This window comes from Pseudomonas sp. ASL3 (assembly GCF_056680425.1).
Genome location: NZ_CM155281.1, coordinates 4319492 through 4340234 on the forward strand (window position 1 = coordinate 4319492; position 20743 = coordinate 4340234).

The 20743-nt window shown below is 58.5% G+C and carries 16 protein-coding genes; 8 read left to right on the forward strand and 8 right to left on the reverse strand.

The genetic code is table 11. The features are described from left to right. Positions 1-42: 42 nt before the first annotated feature. The 5 genes from AC1MEE_RS20025 (at position 43) to AC1MEE_RS20045 (ending at position 6838) form a co-directional block, all read left to right on the forward strand. Positions 43-1203 carry an efflux RND transporter periplasmic adaptor subunit gene (locus AC1MEE_RS20025; protein WP_480411303.1) on the forward strand — a complete coding sequence of 387 codons (1161 nt, stop codon included), beginning with the start codon at positions 43-45 and terminating at the stop codon, positions 1201-1203. Beyond that, positions 1200-4313: a multidrug efflux RND transporter permease subunit gene (locus AC1MEE_RS20030; RefSeq protein ID WP_480411304.1), complete on the forward strand. Its 3114-nt coding sequence runs from the start codon at positions 1200-1202 to the stop codon at positions 4311-4313. The genes AC1MEE_RS20025 and AC1MEE_RS20030 overlap by 4 nt, the downstream gene beginning before the upstream one ends. A 10-nt stretch (positions 4314-4323) precedes the next feature. After that, on the forward strand, positions 4324-5001 hold the full coding sequence (locus tag AC1MEE_RS20035) for a heavy metal response regulator transcription factor (protein ID WP_480411305.1): 678 nt from the start codon (positions 4324-4326) through the stop codon (positions 4999-5001). Then, the gene (locus AC1MEE_RS20040) at positions 4991-6355 is read left to right on the forward strand and encodes a heavy metal sensor histidine kinase (protein ID WP_480411306.1); all 1365 of its coding nucleotides are present in this window, start codon (positions 4991-4993) and stop codon (positions 6353-6355) included. The genes AC1MEE_RS20035 and AC1MEE_RS20040 overlap by 11 nt, the downstream gene beginning before the upstream one ends. Before the next feature lie 270 nt (positions 6356-6625). Then, positions 6626-6838, forward strand: coding sequence for a hypothetical protein (locus AC1MEE_RS20045; protein ID WP_480411307.1), 213 nt, complete (start codon positions 6626-6628; stop codon positions 6836-6838). Positions 6839-7987: 1149 nt separating this feature from the next. Here the strand turns inward: AC1MEE_RS20045 and AC1MEE_RS20050 are convergent. The 3 genes from AC1MEE_RS20050 to AC1MEE_RS20060 are packed head-to-tail and all read right to left on the reverse strand — an operon-like array spanning position 7988 to position 12776. Then, positions 7988-9538 (reverse strand): type VI immunity family protein, encoded by a 1551-nt coding sequence (locus tag AC1MEE_RS20050; protein ID WP_480411308.1) that lies wholly within the window; start codon positions 9536-9538, stop codon positions 7988-7990. 2 nt (positions 9539-9540) lie between these two features. Beyond that, positions 9541-10407, reverse strand: coding sequence for a VRR-NUC domain-containing protein (locus AC1MEE_RS20055; RefSeq protein WP_480411309.1), 867 nt, complete (start codon positions 10405-10407; stop codon positions 9541-9543). Next, positions 10407-12776, reverse strand: coding sequence for a type VI secretion system Vgr family protein (locus tag AC1MEE_RS20060; RefSeq protein ID WP_480411310.1), 2370 nt, complete (start codon positions 12774-12776; stop codon positions 10407-10409). Before AC1MEE_RS20060 ends, AC1MEE_RS20055 begins: the two co-directional genes overlap by 1 nt. A 515-nt stretch (positions 12777-13291) precedes the next feature. Here AC1MEE_RS20060 and AC1MEE_RS20065 point away from each other — a divergent pair. Both AC1MEE_RS20065 and AC1MEE_RS20070 read left to right on the forward strand, forming a co-directional pair. Then, positions 13292-13825, forward strand: a complete 534-nt coding sequence (locus AC1MEE_RS20065) for a BRO-N domain-containing protein (protein WP_480411311.1) — start codon at positions 13292-13294, stop codon at positions 13823-13825. Between the two features lie 362 nt (positions 13826-14187). Beyond that, the gene (locus AC1MEE_RS20070; protein ID WP_480411312.1) at positions 14188-15717 is read left to right on the forward strand and encodes a sensor domain-containing diguanylate cyclase; all 1530 of its coding nucleotides are present in this window, start codon (positions 14188-14190) and stop codon (positions 15715-15717) included. A 64-nt stretch (positions 15718-15781) separates the two neighbouring features. Here AC1MEE_RS20070 and AC1MEE_RS20075 read toward each other — a convergent pair whose 3' ends face one another. Continuing rightward, positions 15782-16252, reverse strand: coding sequence for a PA2169 family four-helix-bundle protein (locus AC1MEE_RS20075; RefSeq protein WP_480411313.1), 471 nt, complete (start codon positions 16250-16252; stop codon positions 15782-15784). Positions 16253-16481: 229 nt separating this feature from the next. On the opposite strand from AC1MEE_RS20075, the gene AC1MEE_RS20080 reads away from it, so the two are divergent. After that, on the forward strand, positions 16482-16709 hold the full coding sequence (locus tag AC1MEE_RS20080; protein ID WP_480411314.1) for a DUF3820 family protein: 228 nt from the start codon (positions 16482-16484) through the stop codon (positions 16707-16709). A gap of 41 nt (positions 16710-16750) precedes the next feature. Here the strand turns inward: AC1MEE_RS20080 and AC1MEE_RS20085 are convergent, their stop codons facing one another. The 4 genes from AC1MEE_RS20085 to zwf all read right to left on the reverse strand — a co-directional run bounded on the left by AC1MEE_RS20085 (position 16751) and on the right by zwf (position 20695). Beyond that, entirely contained in the window at positions 16751-17596 is an 846-nt protein-coding gene (locus AC1MEE_RS20085) for an intradiol ring-cleavage dioxygenase (RefSeq protein ID WP_480411315.1), read from the reverse strand. A gap of 231 nt (positions 17597-17827) precedes the next feature. Further along, entirely contained in the window at positions 17828-18529 is a 702-nt protein-coding gene (locus AC1MEE_RS20090; RefSeq protein ID WP_480411316.1) for a bifunctional 4-hydroxy-2-oxoglutarate aldolase/2-dehydro-3-deoxy-phosphogluconate aldolase, read from the reverse strand. Then, a complete protein-coding gene (gene pgl / locus AC1MEE_RS20095; protein WP_480411317.1) occupies positions 18526-19239 on the reverse strand; it encodes a 6-phosphogluconolactonase in 714 nt (237 codons plus the stop codon). Before pgl ends, AC1MEE_RS20090 begins: the two co-directional genes overlap by 4 nt. Next, the gene (gene zwf / locus AC1MEE_RS20100; RefSeq protein WP_480411318.1) at positions 19226-20695 is read right to left on the reverse strand and encodes a glucose-6-phosphate dehydrogenase; all 1470 of its coding nucleotides are present in this window, start codon (positions 20693-20695) and stop codon (positions 19226-19228) included. The genes pgl and zwf overlap by 14 nt, the downstream gene beginning before the upstream one ends. Positions 20696-20743: the final 48 nt, after the last annotated feature.

Below are 20743 nucleotides of genomic sequence, written 5' to 3' on the forward strand. Positions count from 1 at the left end.
TCATACCCTCTCTCTAGTTGACTTGCCCGGCGCCTTTCCAGCATGCGTAAACAGACCAAAACCCTCATCGCCGCCGTCTCCATTGTTGCGCTCATCTCGCTCATCAGTTGGAACCTGACCCGACCCGCGACGGCAAAATTGCCTGCGCCGGCGGCGATTCCGGTACGGGTCATCAGCGTGGTCAAGGAGGATGTGCCGCGTTATGTCACCGGCATCGGCTCAGTGCTATCGCTGCACAGCGTCATTGTCCGGCCTCAGGTCGATGGCATTCTGACCAAACTGCTGGTCAAGGAAGGGCAGCAAGTCAAGAGTGGCGATCTGTTGGCGACCATCGATGACCGTTCGATTCGTGCGACGCTGGAGCAGGCCCAGGCGCAGTTGGCGCAAAGCCAGGCACAACTGGACGTGGCGCAGGTCGACCTGAAACGCTATCGCCTGCTGACCACTGACAACGGCATTTCCAAACAGACGTTTGACCAGCAACAGGCGCTGGTCCATCAGCTTCAAGCCACGGTGCAAGGCAATCAGGCCTCGATCAATGCCTCCCAGGTGCAACTGTCTTACACGCAGATCCGCTCACCAGTAACCGGCCGCGTCGGTATTCGCAATGTCGATGAAGGCAACTTCCTGCGCGTCAGCGACGTCGCAGGTCTGTTTTCCGTCACCCAGATCGACCCGGTTTCCGTCGAGTTTTCCCTGCCGCAACAAATGCTGCCAACCTTGCAGGCGCTGGTCCATGCCAGTACACCGGCGGTCGTCAAAGCCTACATTGGCGATGGTGACAACGGCACGTTGTTGGGCGAAGGTAAATTGACCCTGATCGACAACCAGGTAGCCGCCAACACCGGTACCATTCGCGCGAAAGCCGAATTCAACAACCCCGGCGAGAAGCTCTGGCCCGGCCAGCTGGTGACCATCAAGATCCAGACCACTATCGATCGCGATGCCTTGAAAGTACCGCCGCAAGTGGTGCAGCGCGGTATGGATCAGCACTTCGCCTACAGGGTCAACGGCGACAAGGTCGAAGTGGTCCCGGTTCAGGTGTTGTATCAAGACAGCAACCTGACCCTGATCAAAGGCCCCAACGCCGGTGATGTACTGGTCAGTGACGGCCAGTCCCGGCTCAAGCCCGGCTCGCGTATCGAGGTACTCAATACCCCGCCTGCGGGCGGACAAGACACTACTCTGGAAACCGCTCGATGAAAGGCAGGGGCTCTATATCAGCGTGGTGTATCGATCATCCGGTCGCAACCTTGCTGCTGACGTTCGCGATGGTGTTGCTGGGCCTGATCGCCTTCCCGCGCCTGCCGGTTGCGCCTCTGCCGGAAGCTGAGTTCCCGACCATTCAGGTCTCCGCCACCCTCCCCGGCGCCAGCCCGGAAACCATGGCGTCCTCGGTCGCGACCCCGCTGGAAGTACAATTCAGCGCTATCCCCGGCATGACGCAAATGATCTCCAGCAGCGCACTGGGTTCAACCAACCTGACGCTGCAATTCACGCTTAACAAAAGCATCGACACCGCAGCCCAGGAAGTACAGGCGGCGATCAACACCGCTGCGGGCAGGCTGCCGGCTGATCTGCCAAGCTTGCCCACCTGGCGCAAGGTCAACCCGGCCGACAGCCCGGTGCTGATCCTCAGTGTCAGCTCGAACCTGATGCCCGGCACCGAACTCAGTGACATCACCGAATCCCTGCTCGCTCGCCAGCTCAGCCAGGTCGAAGGCGTTGGCCAGATCTTCATCACCGGTCAGCAACGCCCGGCGATCCGGGTTCAGGCCGCGCCGGAGAAACTGGCGGCCCTGAGTCTGACCCTGGCCGACATTCGCGTGGCGCTGCAACAAACCAGCTTGAACCTGGCCAAAGGGGCGCTCTACGGCAAAGACAGCGTCTCGACCCTGTCCTCCAACGATCAACTGTTCCAACCCGAGGATTACGATCAACTGATCGTCTCTTATAAAAACGGCGCACCGGTGCACCTCAAAGACGTCGCGCGGGTGATCAACGGCTCGGAAAACGCCTACGTCCGGGCCTGGTCCGGCGATCAACAGGGCGTCAACCTGGTGGTCTTCCGTCAACCAGGAGCGAACATCGTCGACACCGTGGACCGCATCCAGCGCGAGCTGCCGCGGCTGCAGGAAATGCTGCCGGCATCGGTGGAAGTGTCGGTACTCATCGACCGGACCAAAACCATTCGCGCATCCTTGCATGAAGTGGAAATCACCCTGCTGATCGCCGTGCTGCTGGTGGTCGCGGTCATGGCCCTGTTCTTGCGCCAGTTGTCCGCGACCCTGATCGTCAGCGCCGTGCTGGGCGTGTCGTTGATCGCCAGCCTCGCGATGATGTACGTATTCGGCTTCAGCCTGAACAACCTGACGCTGGTGGCGATTGTCGTGTCGGTGGGGTTCGTGGTCGACGATGCGATCGTGGTGGTGGAGAACATTCACCGCCACCTCGAGGCGGGCGACGGTATGCGCGAAGCCGCGATCAAGGGCGCCGGAGAAATCGGCTTCACCGTGGTCTCGATCAGTTTCTCGCTGGTGGCAGCGTTCATCCCGTTGCTGTTCATGGGCGGCGTGGTCGGTCGGCTATTCAAGGAGTTCGCCCTGACCGCCACCTCGACCATTCTGATTTCGGTGGTGGTATCGCTGACGCTGGCGCCCACCCTCGCCGCCATGTTCATGCGCGCGCCCAAGCATGATGCCAACGCCAAACCCGGTTTTGGCGAACGCTTGTTGGCACTGTACGAACGCGCCCTGCGCAAGGCACTGGCTCATCAGCGGTTGATGCTGGGTATTTTCTGCACGACCCTGCTGCTCGCAGTGGCCGGTTATATCTACATCCCCAAAGGTTTTTTCCCGGTGCAAGACACCGCCTTCGTACTGGGCACCAGCGAAGCCGCTGCTGATATTTCCTACCCCGCCATGGTCGAAAAACACTTGGCTTTGGCCAAAATCGTCGGCGACGATCCGGCGGTCCAGGCTTTTTCCCACTCGGTGGGCGTGACCGGCAGCAACCAGACCATCGCCAACGGACGCTTCTGGATTGCCCTGAAGGACCGTGGCGACCGCGACGTATCGGTCAGCGAATTCATCGACCGTCTGCGGCCGAAGGTGGCGAAAGTGCCGGGCATCGTGTTGTACCTGCGCGCCGGGCAAGACATCAACCTCAGCGCCGGCCCGAGTCGCGCTCAATACCAGTACGTACTCAAGAGCAATGATGGCCAGTTGCTCAACACCTGGACCCAGCGCCTGACCGAAAAACTACGGGAAAACCCGGCCTTCCGTGACCTGTCCAACGATTTGCAACTGGGTGGCAGCATCACCCACATCAGCATCGACCGCATCGCGGCCGCCCGTTTTGGCCTGACCACCAGCGACGTCGATCAGGCGCTTTACGATGCCTTCGGCCAACGGCAGATCAATGAGTTCCAGACCGACATCAACCAGTACAAAGTGATCCTTGAACTCGACGCTGAGCAACGCGGCAAGGCTGAGAGCCTGAGTTACTTCTATCTGCGCTCACCGCTCAGTGGCGAAATGGTTCCGCTGTCGGCCCTGGCCAAAGTCGATGCGCCGAGCGAAGGGCCGCTGTCCATCAGTCATGACGGCATGTTCCCGGCCGCCAACCTGTCCTTCAACCTCGCCCCGGGCGTGGCGTTGGGCGATGCGGTGCTGATGCTCAACAAGACCAAGAGCGATATCGGCATGCCGGCGGCCATCATCGGTTCGTTCCAGGGTGCGGCGCAGGCGTTCCAGAGTTCATTGGCCAACCAGCCGTGGCTGGTACTGGCGGCACTGGTGGCGGTGTACATCATCCTTGGCGTGCTTTATGAAAGCTTCGTCCATCCGCTGACCATTATCTCGACCCTGCCCTCCGCGGGGATCGGCGCACTGTTACTGCTCTGGATGCTCGGTCAGGACTTCTCGATCATGGCCTTGATCGGCATCGTGCTGCTGATCGGCATCGTCAAGAAAAACGGTATCCTGCTGGTCGATTTCGCCCTGGACGCGCAGCGCAATCGGGGACTCAGCCCGCAAGACGCCATTTATGAAGCCTGCCTGACGCGTTTTCGCCCGATCATGATGACGACGCTGGCGGCCCTGTTCGGTGCCTTGCCGCTGATGCTCGGTTACGGGGTCGGCGCGGAATTGCGCCAGCCTTTGGGGATCGCCGTGGTCGGAGGGCTGCTGGTCAGCCAGGCGTTGACCCTGTTCACCACGCCGGTGATCTACCTGCAGCTGGAACGGCTGTTCCATCGGCGCCCTCCACAACCAGCGGCTGACCCCGCGCCGATTGTGGTCATAGACAAGTGAGTGTGGCGCCATGCGTGTGCTGATTATCGAAGATGAAGAGAAAACCGCCGACTACCTGCATCGCGGCTTGACCGAGCAGGGCTACACGGTAGACGTGGCCCGTGACGGTATCGAGGGCCTGCATCTGAGCTTGGAAAGTGACTACGAGGTGATCATCCTCGACGTCATGCTGCCGGGCCTGGACGGCTTCGGGGTTTTACGCGCTCTGCGGGCCAGAAAGCAGACGCCGGTGATCATGCTCACCGCCCGCGAAAACGTCGACGACCGCATCCGCGGCTTGCGCGAAGGCGCAGACGATTACCTCGGCAAGCCCTTCTCGTTTCTCGAACTGGTCGCGCGCCTACAGGCGTTGACCCGACGCAGTAGCGGTCATGAACCGGTGCAGATCAGCATCGCCGACCTCTGGATCGATCTGATCAGCCGCAAGGCCAGCCGCGCCGGAACGCGTCTGGACCTGACCGCCAAAGAGTTTTCCCTGCTCAGCGTACTGGCCCGTCGCCAAGGCGAAATCCTCTCGAAGACCTCGATTGCCGAGATGGTCTGGGACATCAATTTCGACAGTGATGCCAACGTCGTCGAAGTCGCGATCAAACGCCTGCGCGCCAAGCTGGATGGTCCATTCGAACAAAAATTACTGCACACCATTCGCGGCATGGGCTATGTGCTGGAGAGCCGCAGTGCCGACTAACTCCATTGCCCTGCGCCTGAGCAGCATGTTCGCGCTGGTCGCACTGCTGGTATTTATGCTGATCGGCTGGGCCCTATACCTGCAAGTCGAAAAGGGCCTGGGTCTGCTACCCGAAGCCGAGGTGGATGCGCGCTACAGCGTGCTCGCGTCCGCCGTCACCCGGTTTGGCACGCCGGAGCATTGGGCGAAGATCAACGCCAAACTCAAACAGCTCAGCGAAGAAGACAAGCGCATTCGATTCTGGGTCGTCAGCGACAACCCGACCTATGAGTTCGGTGACCCGGATGCAGCGACTCGCGCGTTTGCCAAGGGTCCGCTGGGCATGCGTGATATGACCCTGGCCGGCCATGAGTTTCCGTTCAAAGTGCGGGTCAGCCAATTCCCGGCACTGGATCAGCGCCCGCCGCTGCGCTTTTTGACTGCGATCGACACCGAAACCTTCTCGCAGACCCAGCACTCGCTGCTGATCGCGTTGATCAGCCTGGCAGCCATCGGCATCGTGTTCGCCTCCGTGCTGGGTTACTGGGTCGCGCGGATTGGCTTGAAACCTTTGGCCAGCCTCTCCCTGGAGGCCCGAAAACTGTCACCCCCACACTTGTCCGGGCGCCTGCAACTGTCGCCGCTGCCGCCTGAGCTGGACCAGTTTGTCACCTCGTTCAACTCCACCCTGGAGCGGGTCGAGCAAGCTTATTCGAGGCTCGAATCCTTCAACGCCGACGTCGCCCATGAATTGCGCTCGCCGCTGACCAACCTGATCGGTCAGACCCAAGTGGCGTTGACCCGTGGACGCTCGGCCGAGCATTACTTCGAAGTGCTGCAATCGAACCTCGAAGAGCTTGAGCGGCTGCGCACGATCATCAACGACATGCTGTTTCTGGCCAGCGCCGACCAAGGCAGCAAGGCCACCGAACTGACGTCCACCTCACTCGCCGAAGAGGTCGCCACGACCCTGGACTACCTGGACTTCATCCTCGAAGACGCGCATGTGCGGGTCGAGGTCCAGGGTGACGCCAGCGTGCGCATCGAAAAAGCCCACCTGCGTCGGGCCCTCATCAACCTGCTGCACAACGCCGTGCAACACACCGCGCCTGGGCAAGTGATCCGGGTCGATATCCAGACCCAAGACGATCACGTCAGCATCGGCGTCGCCAACCCCGGCGCCGAAATCCCCAGCGAACATCTGCCAATGCTGTTCGAACGCTTCTATCGCGTCGACGCCTCACGCAGCAACAGCGGCGCCAACCACGGGCTGGGCCTGGCCATCGTCAAAGCCATCGCCCTGATGCACGGCGGCACCGTATTCGTGCGAAGCCAAAAAGGCATCAATACCTTCGGCATCAACCTGCCGTTCTGAAGCATCGCGTCGCCCCCGATCTCCTGTAGGAGCTGCCGAAGGCTGCGATAAGGTCGGAACGACCTTTGCGTTTAATCCACAGCGACCGCTTTGCGGTCTATCGCAGCCTTCGGCAGCTCCTACAGGTATTTGTGACGGGCCGCCCTTTGTTACCAAAACCGCAACAGTGCTTTATCCACAAGCGGCTGTTTCAAACCCCGCCCGACCTATATTTTTGTCGCACTTAATCAGCACTTGCCTAGCAAGAAGGTTTTAAAAATGTCCTCCGGTATGGGTATCGCCAGCGTTTTCGTCTTGTCTTCATTTCTGTTGTCCGGTCAGGCCTCCGCCGAAGAGTCGCAGTCCTTTGTCTCGCAAAAAGCCTCACGTCAGGCCTCTGTAGAACAAGCGCAGACTGAGATGACTGCCAAGACACCGAACAACGAAAAAACGCTGGAGAAATCAGTGAATCGTGGTACTTCCGATACGACTGAAAAGAGCTGATCGCTATTAAACACAGTTTCCCTCGACAGTCGGCCAGGTACTTCACCTGATCGATTGTTTTTAAAAGCCACTGTCATCAGTGGCTTTTTTTTGCCTGTGTGTATGACAACCAACGCTGTAAGCGCGAACCTGTTCGCGCAGGGCACAAAAAAGAGCGACCGATCAATTCACCCGCCTATCGAACGTCCTGACGTCCAGGCTAGACCTGATCATTTGCTTTATGTGGCGGCACTTAAGACACCAGCTCCCCTCCATAATGGCGTTTCCGGTGGCTTCCCATTCATGCAGGGCTCGACATCGGAACCGGTATTGGCGTGTCATGCCTCGATAAAGGATGTTCAGGCAAACACCGCCCTGTCGTTCAGCGCACTCGTTTAGCCGTTGCAACCCATCTTTTAACAGGGTGGCTTTGCCTTTGGAGGAACTGGAACATCGTATGCACCAACCCTCCCACAATATTGCTCGGCCTTTGACCTGAAAGACATGGCCCGCCGCACAGCGAAAGCGGTAGTTCTGATACATCCCACCGAAAGTCTCTGCCAAACATTCTCCGCCACGCCGAGCCGCCGCTTGTTGCAACAGCTCAAGCCCGTCACTCCAGACGACAGGAGGACAGGTCGGGCAAGCAAACCGTGCGGCAGCGGTCACATTCGTCCGTTGCCACTCATGCCCCTGCTTGCAACGAAAATGATAATCAACGTTGCGGCCTGACCACCGCTCGTCCAGCCAGGTGATGCCGGCCTTCTCCACAGCAGCCCGAAACCGTTCGGTGCGTTGATCCACACGGCACTCGTAGCAGCTTCCGGCGGTACTGACGATCGCCGATAGACGCCTCAACGCAATATGGCCCTTCGGGCATACAAATCGATACCGTGCACGCCAGCCCTGCCAGACGATGTCCAGACAGTCCAGTTGCAGGCGGGTGGTGACGGCTCGTATTTTCTCGGTACGGTCCAGGATGGGGTGTTTTGTCATAGGCAGGTCTTAATGCATATAGAAGAGAGTCGGGAGGGATCGGTTAATTTGAAGCGTCAACTTCGCTAATAAGTAATCCGTCCCATTTGTTTCGGTCACGACCATTTCGCCAGCGATTTTCTTGCGGATGCGCTCGGCATCTTGATCGGTGCTTTCAATGCCATTACCGGGCACTTATCGTCTAAACCCGTCCCAACGCCAGACCACCACGTCACCGTCTACCTTCGGCATTGGCGCTTCGAACTCCATGAATTGCTCGTTGACTGGCCGGTAGTCGCAGACCCAATACCCTGGATACGGGCAAGGCTCGCCGCTGCGGGCGCGCATGCCGTACTGGGTCCAGCGCCAGCGGACGATCTCACCCTGATGGCGTGGCAGGGGTTGGTTCAACTTGACTTCGCACGCCACGCAGGGATCGCGCTCCATTTCCCAGCGACCTTCGCGTGGGGCGGCTTCTGCGCTGTTAGCGTGGCGGGCAGGCTCCGGTGGCGTCTGGTCGGGGTCTCGCTGCCAAAGGGTGAAGACGTGAGTGCCGTCGCGGTCGAGGGCGGGCAGCGTCTCACCGTGTTTGAACTCCCGGCGCGAGTCAGCTTGGCCCACGGCGAACCACCAGCCGGCTTGCAGGCAAGGCATGCCCGCGACGGCGCTGATAAGAGCAGGTTCGGTGGATGAGGTTGCGGGCGGCGCATTGAAACGTACCGTCGGCTCCGGCCAATCGCTGTCGTCGTCGAAACGGGCCATCCAGCGTCGGCTGTCGGCAGCAGTGAAGCGCTCGTTGGGGTCGCCGTCCCACTGCCCGAACCCCAACAGCCCCAAGTCATCGAAACGGATCGGTTTGATCAGCTTGTTCAGCAGCATCGGCAGTTCAGGGACACCCTGCTCGACCGGGTACAACTCGGGTTGCTCACCCAGTTCGATCCATTGGCCGCTTTCCAGTTCGGTGACCGTAATCCGCGGATGAGCCAGCGCGGTGCGCACGGCTTCGCGTTGCAGACCTAGTTTGTTGCGCCAGTTGTTGGAGAGTAGAAAGGCCCAGGTGGGGGGGCGAATGCCGTTCATCAATTCGTCTTTCATCGCAGACGCATCGTTGATATCCAGCCCATAGAAACGTGATGCCAACGAACGCTCCCAGACGGTCACTTCCGCTCGGGTGCCGTACTCCAAGGGATTGGCCATGGCGAAGCCGCTGTAGACTTGTTCCGCCTTTAGCAACTCAATGGTCTGCAGGACAAAGCGGCGCCAGGCATCGCGATTGTCCTGCCACCACTGCCATCGGTAATAAAACTCAATGGTGGAATAAACTTTTTTTTCCTTATCATTCCAAACCGAACTGCGCCAAAAATAGCCGGCAGTAGCAGGCGAGGTCGCATGATTTGTTTCATCCGTATAATTGAAATCAAAGGTGTCAGATAAAAAATAACTCCTGGCTAGCTCACGCAGATCCGACAAGCGCTCGGACCCGTAGGGATAGGGTCGCTTCGAATCAGGATGCTCGGCCATGGTGTAAGGCTTGCCGGCCAGCGCTTCAAAGGCTTCGTGAATATCCACCATCAATAGCGATATTTCGACATGCTTTTTGGGGTCGTAAGGAAAGTAGAAACTGATAAAAGGGCTGACGCTGTGCATGGCGTCTTCCGTGCCCCATTCTGAGTTAGGCCACTCCTTGAGCAGCTCGACAAACTCATCACGTTCTTCTGTGCTAAACATTTCGTGGGTTGTACTCATGGTTATTTTTTTCCACCTGTACCCTTTTTGGGGAATGACTTTTTTTCGTCCGGTTCGTAGACGGTGCAATCTTCCGGCACGCGCAACAGCGCAACTTTTTCCTTTCCTATGTTTTCTCGGTTCCGTCCTGAATTCGGCATCATCAATCGGACGTAGTCCTCCAGTTGCCTATTCTTCACCCAATCCCCCGGAAACTTGATCTCCACCGCCGCAAACACGTTTTCGGTCTCAAACGGCTCCTGGCGGTACTCGACGATCACCAGATCCGGCGCGAGGCTTTGTCTGGGGCGCGGCCAGAACGGGAAGACCTTGCCCAGTCGATGCGGCCGGGTCGGCGGTTCGCCCAGCAGCGCTTTATTGCTGTGTTTGTTGTAATTGGGTTCGGCTTTCAGCGGGCTGCGCCAGTCCAGCACTTCCTCCACGGCTTCGAACATCAACGATGCGGTGGTTTGTTTGAGGGCGATGTCGATGGTTGTCTCTATCACGTCACCGGGGATTTTCTTGCGGATGCGGCGCGGCACCTTGATTGGCGCTTTCAACGCCATGGCGCACACCTGGCTGATGGCCGGGCGGAAGGGGATTTTGCGTTCGATATAAACCTTGAACTTCACATTCTCATCGCCGCGTCGGGAAACGGTGCTGCGGCCTCCCGGATCGACCACGGCAAAGGTCGAACTCTTGACGTCGATTTCATGGGTCAGCGCTTCAAGGGCCTCACGCAAGACTTGTTGGATCTGCGCCTTGCGCTGGGCGATGTCGCTGGCCAGTTGGGCCAGTTCGCTGGCGGTCATGCTGGCTTCGTAAGTTTGGTACGCGCGATAGGCACGGTACGCACCCATCACAACGGCGACTGCGGCAGGTACGACCATCAGGCGAGGTCTCCAGTGTGTTGATCAAGAAAGTCGTCAGGGAAGAGGACATGGTGTTCGGGACTTGAAAGCCGGTCGTCGGCTCTCGCTACATCGGTTTGCCACGCTTCGGTGATTTGCTGGTCATCACGCATAAGCGCTTTCTGAGCTTGCACGCCTTGCGCGCTATCGGTCGTAACCCACTCGGTTTCACCCGAGGCATGCGTCAACCCTTCGGCGAGCAAGGCTGCGCCGTCGGTGATGCGGTAGCGGTAACCGGCGAACGAGCGTTCATCGTTTTTCACCATCAGGTAGCGACCTAGAAAGGCAGCGTCAGGTGGCGCTTCCGAGAAGGCTTGCAGCGCGCTGAACACATTGCCCACGCCACCCTCTTGCACCGTCACCGGCCCCTTGAACCAAACCGCCACGCCTTCCAGCGTGATCCCGGCATCGTTCAGCGTGATGCCACCGCCGGGGCCTTGCAGCACGAGGCTTTGTCCGACCTGCACTTTATGGACGGTGGTTTTTTGCTCGATGGCTTGGCCGGCCTCCAGATGGTAATGACCGCGAACTGTGTGCTCGACATGGCCACCGGTCTCGATCACATGATTGGCAGCCGTCTTGTCCTGGCGGTTGTTGCCCACGTTTTCGATGCGGTCCTGGTCGATCTGGATAGTCTGATTCCGGCCCACGCTCAGTGAGGCGTCCTGACCAACCTCATGGCGACGGTCGTGGCCGACAGTGACCTGCTCGTCATGACCGACGTTTTCGCTGCGATCGTTACCAATCTCGATGCGTTCGTCGTGCTTGATCTCTTCGCTGCGGTCGTTGCCAACGAAGGTGGTTTGGTTATTCTTGATCTCGGTGTTCTGGTCTTTCTGCGCGTGAAGGTAGATTTCTTCCTGGTCCTTTTCGTCCTCGAAGCGCAGTTCGTTGAAGCCCTCGCCCTTGTGGGTCTGGCTTTTGATCGTCATGCGGGTTTTGTGCTGCGGTAGCGGGTACGGCGGCAGGTTGTCGGCGCGGTAGGTACGGCCGGTGACAATCGGTTGGTCGCCGTCGCCGTCCAGGTATTCGACAAGCACTTCCTGGCCAATGCGCGGGATGGCCATCGCGCCCCAGGTGGTGCCGGCCCAGCCTTGGGATACGCGGATCCAGCAGGAGCTGTGCTCATCGCGTTGGCTGGCGCGATCCCAGGGAAAACTGACCTTGATCCGGCCCCATTCGTCGCAGTAAATCTCCTCTCCCGGTGGGCCGACCACGGTGGCCATCTGCGGGCCGTCGATGCGCGGTTTGTCGTGCAGTTCGGCTTTCCAGTCGGTCAGGCCGGTGACCAGCTCGGCGGTCTGGCGGTAGGTGGTGCCCTGCTCGCTGCCCGCCGCCTCTTCTTCCAGGCTGGTGTGCTGGGTGCCGTGATGCTCGATGGACACCGGGCGCCAGCGGATATTCAGCTCTTCACGCGGATGGTCGATCAGGTCGAACGCCAAACCGGGTTGCAGGCGCGGGTCGTCGCCCTCGACTGTGGCGATGCGCGCATCGCGGCGTAAGGCGGCCAGGCGGGTTTTGGTGAAGGGTTTGCCGGCTTCATCGCGCTTGTAGCGGCCGGGGTAATCGAAGCGCTCGTAGTCACGTTGCTGGTGCTCATGGTCACGGCCTTCGGCGACGTGCTCCTGGGCGTAGCTCGAGTGCTTGAAGGTGTAGTCGCGCTGCACCTGGCGCGCGGTGCGCACTTGCTCGGTATAGTCGAAACGCCACAGTGCCGGTTCCGGCTGATCGCCGCCGGGGGTGGGCTGGTACAGCACCTGGCACTGTTCCTTGCGGCCGATGGCGCCGAGGTGTTGCACCTTGTCGGTGTAGATCAGGCAATGGCCATCGGCGCGATGGTCGAAGCGGTACAGCAGGCCTTCTTCGGCGGCCAGACGGGCGAGAAACGCCAGGTCGGTTTCGCCGACCTGTACGCAATACTCACGAGGCTCGTGCGCGGCGCCAACGAATTGCTCACGGTCGGTCAGGGACTGAGCCTTGAGCACCGCGTCGATGATCTGCGGCACGCTTTGCTGCTGGAAGATCCGCCAGTTCGAACGCAAACCGGCGCGGGCCAGGGTCGGTTCCACCACCGCCCGGTAACGGGTACGGCGAAAGCCGGTGTCGCCTTGACTAAACAGGCTGATCAGCCCATGCACCCGGCGCACGGCCTGCTCGCCACGCCAGAGGGTGAACAACGCAGGCCGGTCGAGCACCGCGCCAAAGTCCACCTTGGGGTTGCTGCTAGACAGCTGGATGTCCAGATGAAACGGCCGGGACAGGCCTTCCTTCAAGGTGAAGGCAACCACCTCGAACGTGGTACCCGAGGCGGGTTCGAAGGTGTAACGCAGGTCGCTGTGACGGGGCATGGGGAGGGCCTGTCCTGAAGGGAACCCCAGCGTATTAAAGATTCAAACTATCTAGATATCAGATGAATCCCTGAGTCATGTCGGACTATTCTCTAGTGTCCGATTTCGATATCAGACGTTGCTAACCGACTGGGCAGCCCGCAGCCCGCTGTTTGAACGCATGTCCATGACGCCCTTGCAGGACCGAGGCGTGCGCGATAGGCTTCGCACCGTCGTTGCAAAATCAACGACCGGGCGTGAGAACCCGAAAAAATCAAGGCGCAACAGCGCCCCCAAACACTATTGCAGGCGCTTTTTTTGCGCCCGCAATAGCGTTTTATGGCGGCTGTGCGTGGGAGACCTTCGGGTCTACCGGGTGCCTTGATTTCCGGTTTCTCACCCTGCGCACAGCTGCCACCCAAACTTGTGAGAAGGTCCGTGGCAGCCCCAAATCAAGGAGCGATCCCCATGCACGCCTTCAATCCAGCAAAACTCCACACCCCTTCACTCGCCCTCCTTCACATCGGAGGCAGGCCATGACCGATTACTTCGAAGCCATGCTTTTCATTCGGCACGGACGCAGTTTGCAGACCTTGATGCTGGAATCGCAGGCCTGGTTTTGCATACGGGACCTGGGGCGCTTGATGGGACATCCGCTGAATGAGCGCATGACGCAAAAGCTTGACCCGGATCAACGTCGAAAAATCTGGCTGAGAAGTGCTGGCGAGTTGCAAGAAACAGCAATGATCAGCGAGTCAGGTGTATTTGCGATGCTGGTGTTTCACTACATCCCGGAAAACCGCAGCCTGCGGCAATGGCTCAGTAATGAAGTGCTACCAACCCTACGGGATTCCCAGCAGTTCTCGGCCGCTAATATCCCGAAGCAGCATCGTGCGCTGGCCTGGAGTGTCTTTCAGCTTGCTGTATTGGCAGAGCGAACCATGGATCAGATTGCGCGACATGCCGGATGTGATGCCCTTGGGTGGACAGGAGCAAGACCCGCCCGAGGGGCAGTGGTGGAAAAGAGCGGCGCAGATGTTTCAGATGCGTTGAGTCAGACAAAACACTGATGGATGGCCTGGAACTGGCTTCTCTGCACTCAAGTGCCAAACGCCGGTGAAAGGGTTGAATTCACTACCGTATGAAGGTCGTCCCGGTCGAGCGCGACCCCGGCCTATCGCAGCCTTCGGCAGCGCCTGCATAGGCTCTGATCTCCCGCAGGATTAGCCTCTGGCTCACGCCTTCATACGCAATATCAAGACACGTCCGACTTGCAATTATTATCAAAAAGCACTTTGATTCACCCCCGCGAAATATCAGGTTTTAAATAACCCTGATATGCGCTTCAAAATTGCTTAGTTAACGACACTAATTTGTTTTAAATCATATAGTTACACTTTTTATTGCTGGTTATTTCAAACAGACCTCAGAAATGAATTCAACGTTTACCGTTCATGCAACGCCAGGCAAAAGGTCCAGACCGGAAATTATTTTGATTTTCGGCAGCAGCCTGGCAGTGCTCGCTATTCTTGTCATCGTCACCTCGTTGCTGTTTCGCGAACGCGACAGCGCGAAGGATTTTGCCGCCCGTTCGGCGTCCAATATCGTGCAATTGATCGATGCCGATGTGCTGCGTAACGCCGAGCTGTACGACACGTCCCTGCAGGGCATGATTGCCGCGTGGCAGCGTCCGGAGATCATGAGCCTCTCGCCGCAGATCCGTCAGCTGGTGCTGTTCGACCGCTCCACTGCTGCGCCCTACAAGGGTGATTTGCTGCTACTGGACAAGAACGGCGACGTTCTCGCCGACTCCATGTCGGTCAAATCCAGAACCGCCAATTTCTCCGACCGTGCTCATTTCAAGGCGCACCGGGACAATCCGGCGCTGGGCCTGCTGATCAGCGATCCGTTCAAATTGCGCGCGGGCTACCTCGATTGGTGCATCAGCTTTAGTCGCCGTGTGTCCTCGCCTCAGGGCGAGTTTCTCGGCGTAGCGTCGGGGGCAATGCGACTGGTGTATTTCAATGAGCTGTTCAAGGGCCTGAATATCGGCACGGACAGCAACGTCAACCTGATCAATACCAACGGCATTCTGCTGGCACGGCAACCGGAGTTGGATGGCAAGGACATGACTGGCGAGAATTTCAGTCAGAAAGAGAACTTCAAGCGCGTCCTCAAAGAACGCGACGGCAGTTTTACCAGCGTTTCCAGCCGCGACAACAAAGAGCGGCTGTACACCTTTTCGCGCGTCGGCGATTTGCCGCTGATCGTGGTCGTGGGCCAATCCGCAGATGAGGTGTACGGCGTCTGGAAGCGCAACACCTGGTTAGTGGGCAGCGCTACCAGCGTCCTGTGTATCGGCATTTTGTGGCTGACGTTTCTGCTATGCCGTGAATTGCGTCTGCGTCAGAACGCCGAAGAAGAGCTGGCCGAACTGGCCGCGACCGACGGTTTGACCGGTCTGGCCAATCGCCGCAAGCTCGATGAGGTGCTGAATACCGAATGGGCCCGGGGTTTGCGCTCAGGTAAGCCGCTCTCGCTGTTGATGATCGACGTCGACCACTTCAAGGCGTTCAACGACCGCCACGGTCACAATGGTGGGGACGAGGCCTTGCGCAGAGTGGCCGCGACCATTCTGGGCCGCATTCGTCGCCCTGGAGACCTTGCAGCGCGTTACGGCGGTGAAGAGTTTTCAGTGGTCCTGGCCGAGACACCTCTCGAGGGCGCACAGGTCATTGCCGAAGCCATCAGGGCAGCAATAGAGGCGCTACCGCCTTTTGCCAATGACGAACAGCCCATTACGGTCAGCATCGGCATCGCCTCTCAGCTCATCCACCCCGACGATACGCCGGCAGTCCTGACCAAGGTGGCGGACAAGGCGCTGTATCAAGCCAAACGCAAAGGCCGTAATCGCGTGGAACATGCGTTGACTGCCTCGTCCCCTGCCCCACTTGTCACGTAGTTTGCGTTTTGCTTCAGACATAAAAGAACGCCAGACAGGCTGGCGTTCTTTTTCAAGCTTTCGATCAGTTCTGGGCGCGAGCGCTGTCACGCAGGACTTTGATCTGATCGTGATTGTGTTGAACACCGTCCAGTTGTTTTTGAATCAATGCAATAACATCAGTTGGCAGATTTTTGGCACGGGCTTTTTCCAGGGCTTCTTTGTAGGCCTTGAGCGCGTGGTCTTCACCACGTTCGACCTCATTAAGAACCGCCTCATCGCTTTTTCCGGTCACCGCCGATTTCAGATTGACCCAAACCCGATGCAGGGAAGCCCCCACACTGGAGGAATTAGCTGGATCGCCGCCCAATACCCGAACTTCAGTCTGAAGCTCAACAACGGCTGTGGAGCACTGTTGCGCACGGCTGTGAAAAAAGCGCTTCACTTCCGGGTTCGTGACGTCCTCAGCGCTGGTGCTAAAGCCTTTCTCGCCATCCTTGCTGGTTTCGATCAGATCATTGAGCAGTGAAATTGCTTCTTTATTAATGTCTGTCATTTTCCAACTCCTTCATTGTGTTGATCGATAACAGTAGAAACAGCATTCTTCATGCCAGCTTCCGCTTAGACAAATTATCCTTTAGTTTCAAATAGTTAATATTTTCAATAGACAGACCCATCGTTCTTTCTGCAAGAACTGTCGTTTGGCCTGCATGCAGAATGCACGTATCTTGAGGGCTGTCGTTTCGTGCACAGCAGATGGCACCTCCACATTGAATGGCGTCGACATGAATCCCGAAAAACTTGAATTGCTGGTCACCCGCGAAATGCCGTATGGCAAGTACAAGGGGCGACTCATCGCCGATTTGCCCGGGCAGTATTTGAACTGGTTCGCCCGGGAAGGCTTTCCTTCCGGCGAGCTGGGCGCCCTGCTGGCATTGATGCATGAGATCGACCATAACGGCCTGGGTGCGCTGCTTGACCCATTGCGCAAGCGTCAGGCCCCACGCCGATGACAGATGCAAAGGGTACCGATTCACTCGGTGCCCTCTCTTCATCAAACGGTGTGCTTATTGAAATCCGATGGCTGAATCTGCATCGAGGTGGCGCTCATGTCCACGCCAATCACCAGCTCGGCAAACAGCCCGTCTTCGATTGAGTCTTCGGCAATGCGCTTGACGGTCAGGGTCGAGGCGGCGCCGCGCATCTGCGTGTATAACTCGTCCTTGTCGTTGGTCAGGCGCCCGATCTCGCGACCCGCGTAGTGCGCCAGCTGATTGATTTCGCTGGACGCCCGCTCAGGGAAATACATCTGGCCGACAAAGACCACATGCCGGTCCTCAAGAGTTGTCGGCCCGAGTTCGCGAACAGCCACGTGGATGTGGGTCGCCCGGCCGGCGTAGAAGCCCGGAAAAATGGTGGTGAACCTGACAATCCCCTCGGCGTCGGAATACTGCGAGCCGCGCAAATAGGTTTCGTCATCGGTGCGCTGTATCGAGCCCACTTCGCCCGACACCGCCTCTAGGTCCGGGCTGATTTTTGCCCAACCGGAATAGCCGCCCCGTGCATTGCAATGCCAGATATCCACGAACGCATTGCTCACTGGCGTGCATTTCACGGTGTCGACGATTTTGAGTTTCAGCAACAGCGGAATGCCATTTTCGCCTTCGCTGATATTGCGCCTGATCAGTTTGGTGTTTCTGAAATAAGGGCCTGCGATCTGTTCGGGGGTCAGCACACAGACCTTCGAATCCGCGGCCCCTTTACCCTTGTCAGCGACCGCGTGTGACGCTGGGAACAGTGACGCCAGGCCCAGTCCGCCAGCCGTCCACAATGCAGCGCTCATCAAATCCCGTCGTTCGCTCGAGGCCGGTTGGTTGTCATCAGGTTTTTCCTTGCTCATAAAATGTCCCTTTCTTCCTTAAATTGAACCCGTCTGGCGGGTAGCAAAAAGAGGATAGAACAAGCTTTAGCCAAACGGCGAACGCTTACGTCGGAAACAGAGATGGGGTAAGCAGGAGGGGTATATCGAGAGAAAAAACACGGCACACCCGACCAAGGTGTACCGTAAAAAGCCGTTTCACAATAACTACAAACAACGACAGCAACAGCACTTACAGCAACAACAAACCACTTATTTCTGATCGAACAGCGCCACCGCTTCAGCACTGGCGGCTTGAACTTTTGCCCACTCGCCATTCTTGATCCAGGCGCTGTCGAGCATCCACGAGCCGCCCACGCACATCACGTTTGGCAGCGCCATGTAGCTTTTCAGGTTGGCCGGACCGACGCCGCCAGTCGGGCAGAAGCGCACTTCGCCGAACGGGCCGCCGAGGGCTTTGATCGCCGCGACGCCGCCGCTGATTTCCGCCGGGAACAGTTTGAAACGACGATAGCCCAGGGCATAACCGACCATGATTTCCGAGGCGCTGCTGATCCCGGGCAACATCGGCAACGGGCTTTCGACACCGGCCTCAAGCAGGTCCTGGGTGCAACCGGGTGTCACGATGAATTGCGCACCGGCAGCTTCCGCGTCTGCCAGCATTTTCCGATCGAGGATAGTCCCCGCACCGACGCACAGCTCTGGACGCTGCTCACGCAGGACGCGAATCGCGGTCAGGCCGAACGCCGAGCGCAGGGTCACTTCCAGTGTGGTCAATCCGCCTGCGGCCAGCGCATCAGCCATGGGCAGAATGTCTTCTTCGCGGGCGATGGTAATCACCGGCAAAATCTTCGCCTTGGCGCAGAGTTCGTCGATCTGGGCAATTTTGTTCGCCATGCTGTTCAGCGGCAGATCTTTTTCGATTGTTTTCATGGCGGCTGATCCTTGGCTCATGGGCACCAGTAAATCTCTAACGAGGAATTGAGGAAGGCGCGGATCGGCATCTGGGCGAGGTCATCCCCGGCCAGGGCCGTGCGCAATGTGTCGAGTTTGGCCTGCCCGGAAATGGACAGGATCGGCAGACGGGCCGACGCCAGCAACTGGCGTGTCATGGTCAAACGCTGACGTGGCACGGTAGGCGCCAGCATCGGCAAGCAACGACGCTGACCATCGAGGCGCAATGCCTCGCTCAGGTTCGGGCTGCCGGGAAACAGCGATGCGGTGTGACCGTCATCCCCCATCCCCAGCACCAGCACATCGATCGGTGGCAGTTCAGCCAGGGCTTGATCGGCGTCCTGCGCCGCTTCTGCCAGGCTTGACGTTGCACGGTACAGACCGATAAAGCGGGCTTCGGCCGCCGGGCCTTGCAGCAGGTAGCGCTTCAACAGGCCGGCATTGCTGTCAGGATGCTCAACCGGTACCCAGCGTTCATCCGCGAGGCTGACCACCACCTTCGACCAGTCCAGCGCTTGCTGGGCCAGGCTTTGGAAAAATGCCACCGGGCTACGCCCACCGGACACCACCAGGGTCGCCACGCCGTTAGCGTTGATCGCTGTGAGCAACTGCTCGGCCACAGCGGCCGCCAGTTCGTTGGCCAGCAGCGCCGGATTGGCGAATTCGTGGGCGACTACGCCCTCTGGCAGTTCAAGTTCATATATCGCCATACCATGACCTCCCATCTCGAGTAATCAGTGCAATGGAGCTCATCGGCCCCCACGACCCTGCCGCGTAAGGCTTGGGCGCATCGCCAGCCTTTTTCCAGCCGGCGATCAGTTGGTCGCACCACTGCCATGCGTACTCAATTTCATCTTTACGGACAAACAGGTTCTGATTGCCGCGCATCACTTCCAGCAACAATCGCTCGTAGGCATCGGGAGTCCGTGCGCTGTGATAGGTATCGGAAAAATTCAACTGCAAGGGGCCGCTGCGCAACTGCATGCCTTTGTCCAGGCCCTGATCCTTGGTCATCACCTGCAAGGAAATACCTTCATCCGGCTGCAGGCGGATGATCAGCCGGTTGCTGATCTGCAAGCGCTGCTCCGGGGCGAAGATGTAGTGCGGCGGCTCTTTGAAATGGATCACGATCTGCGACAGCTTTTGCGGCATGCGCTTGCCGGTACGCAGGTAGAACGGCACGCCGGACCAACGCCAGTTGCGGATGTCGGCACGCAGGGCGACGAAGGTTTCGGTGTCGCTCTGGGTATTGGAGTTTTCTTCCTCCAGATAACCCGGTACCGGTTTGCCTTCGCTGTAACCGGCGATGTATTGGCCACGCACTACCTGAGTCGCGAGGCGTTCCGGGGTGAACGGCACCAGGGCCTTGAGTACCTTGACCTTCTCGTCACGAATACTGTCGGCGGACAGGTCGCTCGGCGGGTCCATGGCGATCAGGCAAAGCAGTTGCAGCAAGTGGTTCTGGATCATGTCGCGCAGTTGCCCGGCCTGATCGAAGTAGCCCCAACGGCCTTCGATGCCGACCTGTTCCGCAACCGTAATTTCGACGTGGGAAATGTGGTTCTGATTCCACTGGGTCTCGAACAGGCTGTTGGCAAACCGCAGCGCGATGAGGTTCTGTACCGTTTCCTTGCCCAGATAGTGGTCGATCCGATAGACGCGGTTTTCCGGGAAAAACTGCGCGACCGCGTCGTTGACCCGACGTGAAGAGGCCAGATCATGGCCGATGGGTTTTTCCAGTACCGCACGGGTGCGCCCGGTCAGGTTCACCGATGCCAGGTTCTCGCAAATCGCGCCATACACCGAGGCAGGTGTGGCGAAATACGCGATCAACGACGCCGCGTCACCCACTCGTTCAGCCAGCGCGACATAATCGTCGGCCTTGAGAAAGTCCACATGCAGGTAACTCAGGCGCGCCTGAAAACGGCGGACCACGACTTCATCGATCTCTGCGGCCGGCACGAAGCGGCGCAAGTGGGTATCGATGTTCGCCAGATGTTCCTGTTCATCGCCGGATTCGCGCGCCAGTGCCAGAATGCGGGTATCGGCGTGCAGCAGCCCCGCGTGATCGAGTTGATACAAGGCAGGAAACAGCTTGCGCAACGCCAGATCGCCCAAGGCGCCAAACAAGGCAAAGGTGCACGGTTCAACCGTTATCAGAGGCATAATGTTTGTTCTTTTATCAAGTTAGGCTACAAATACCCTTTTTAAAGG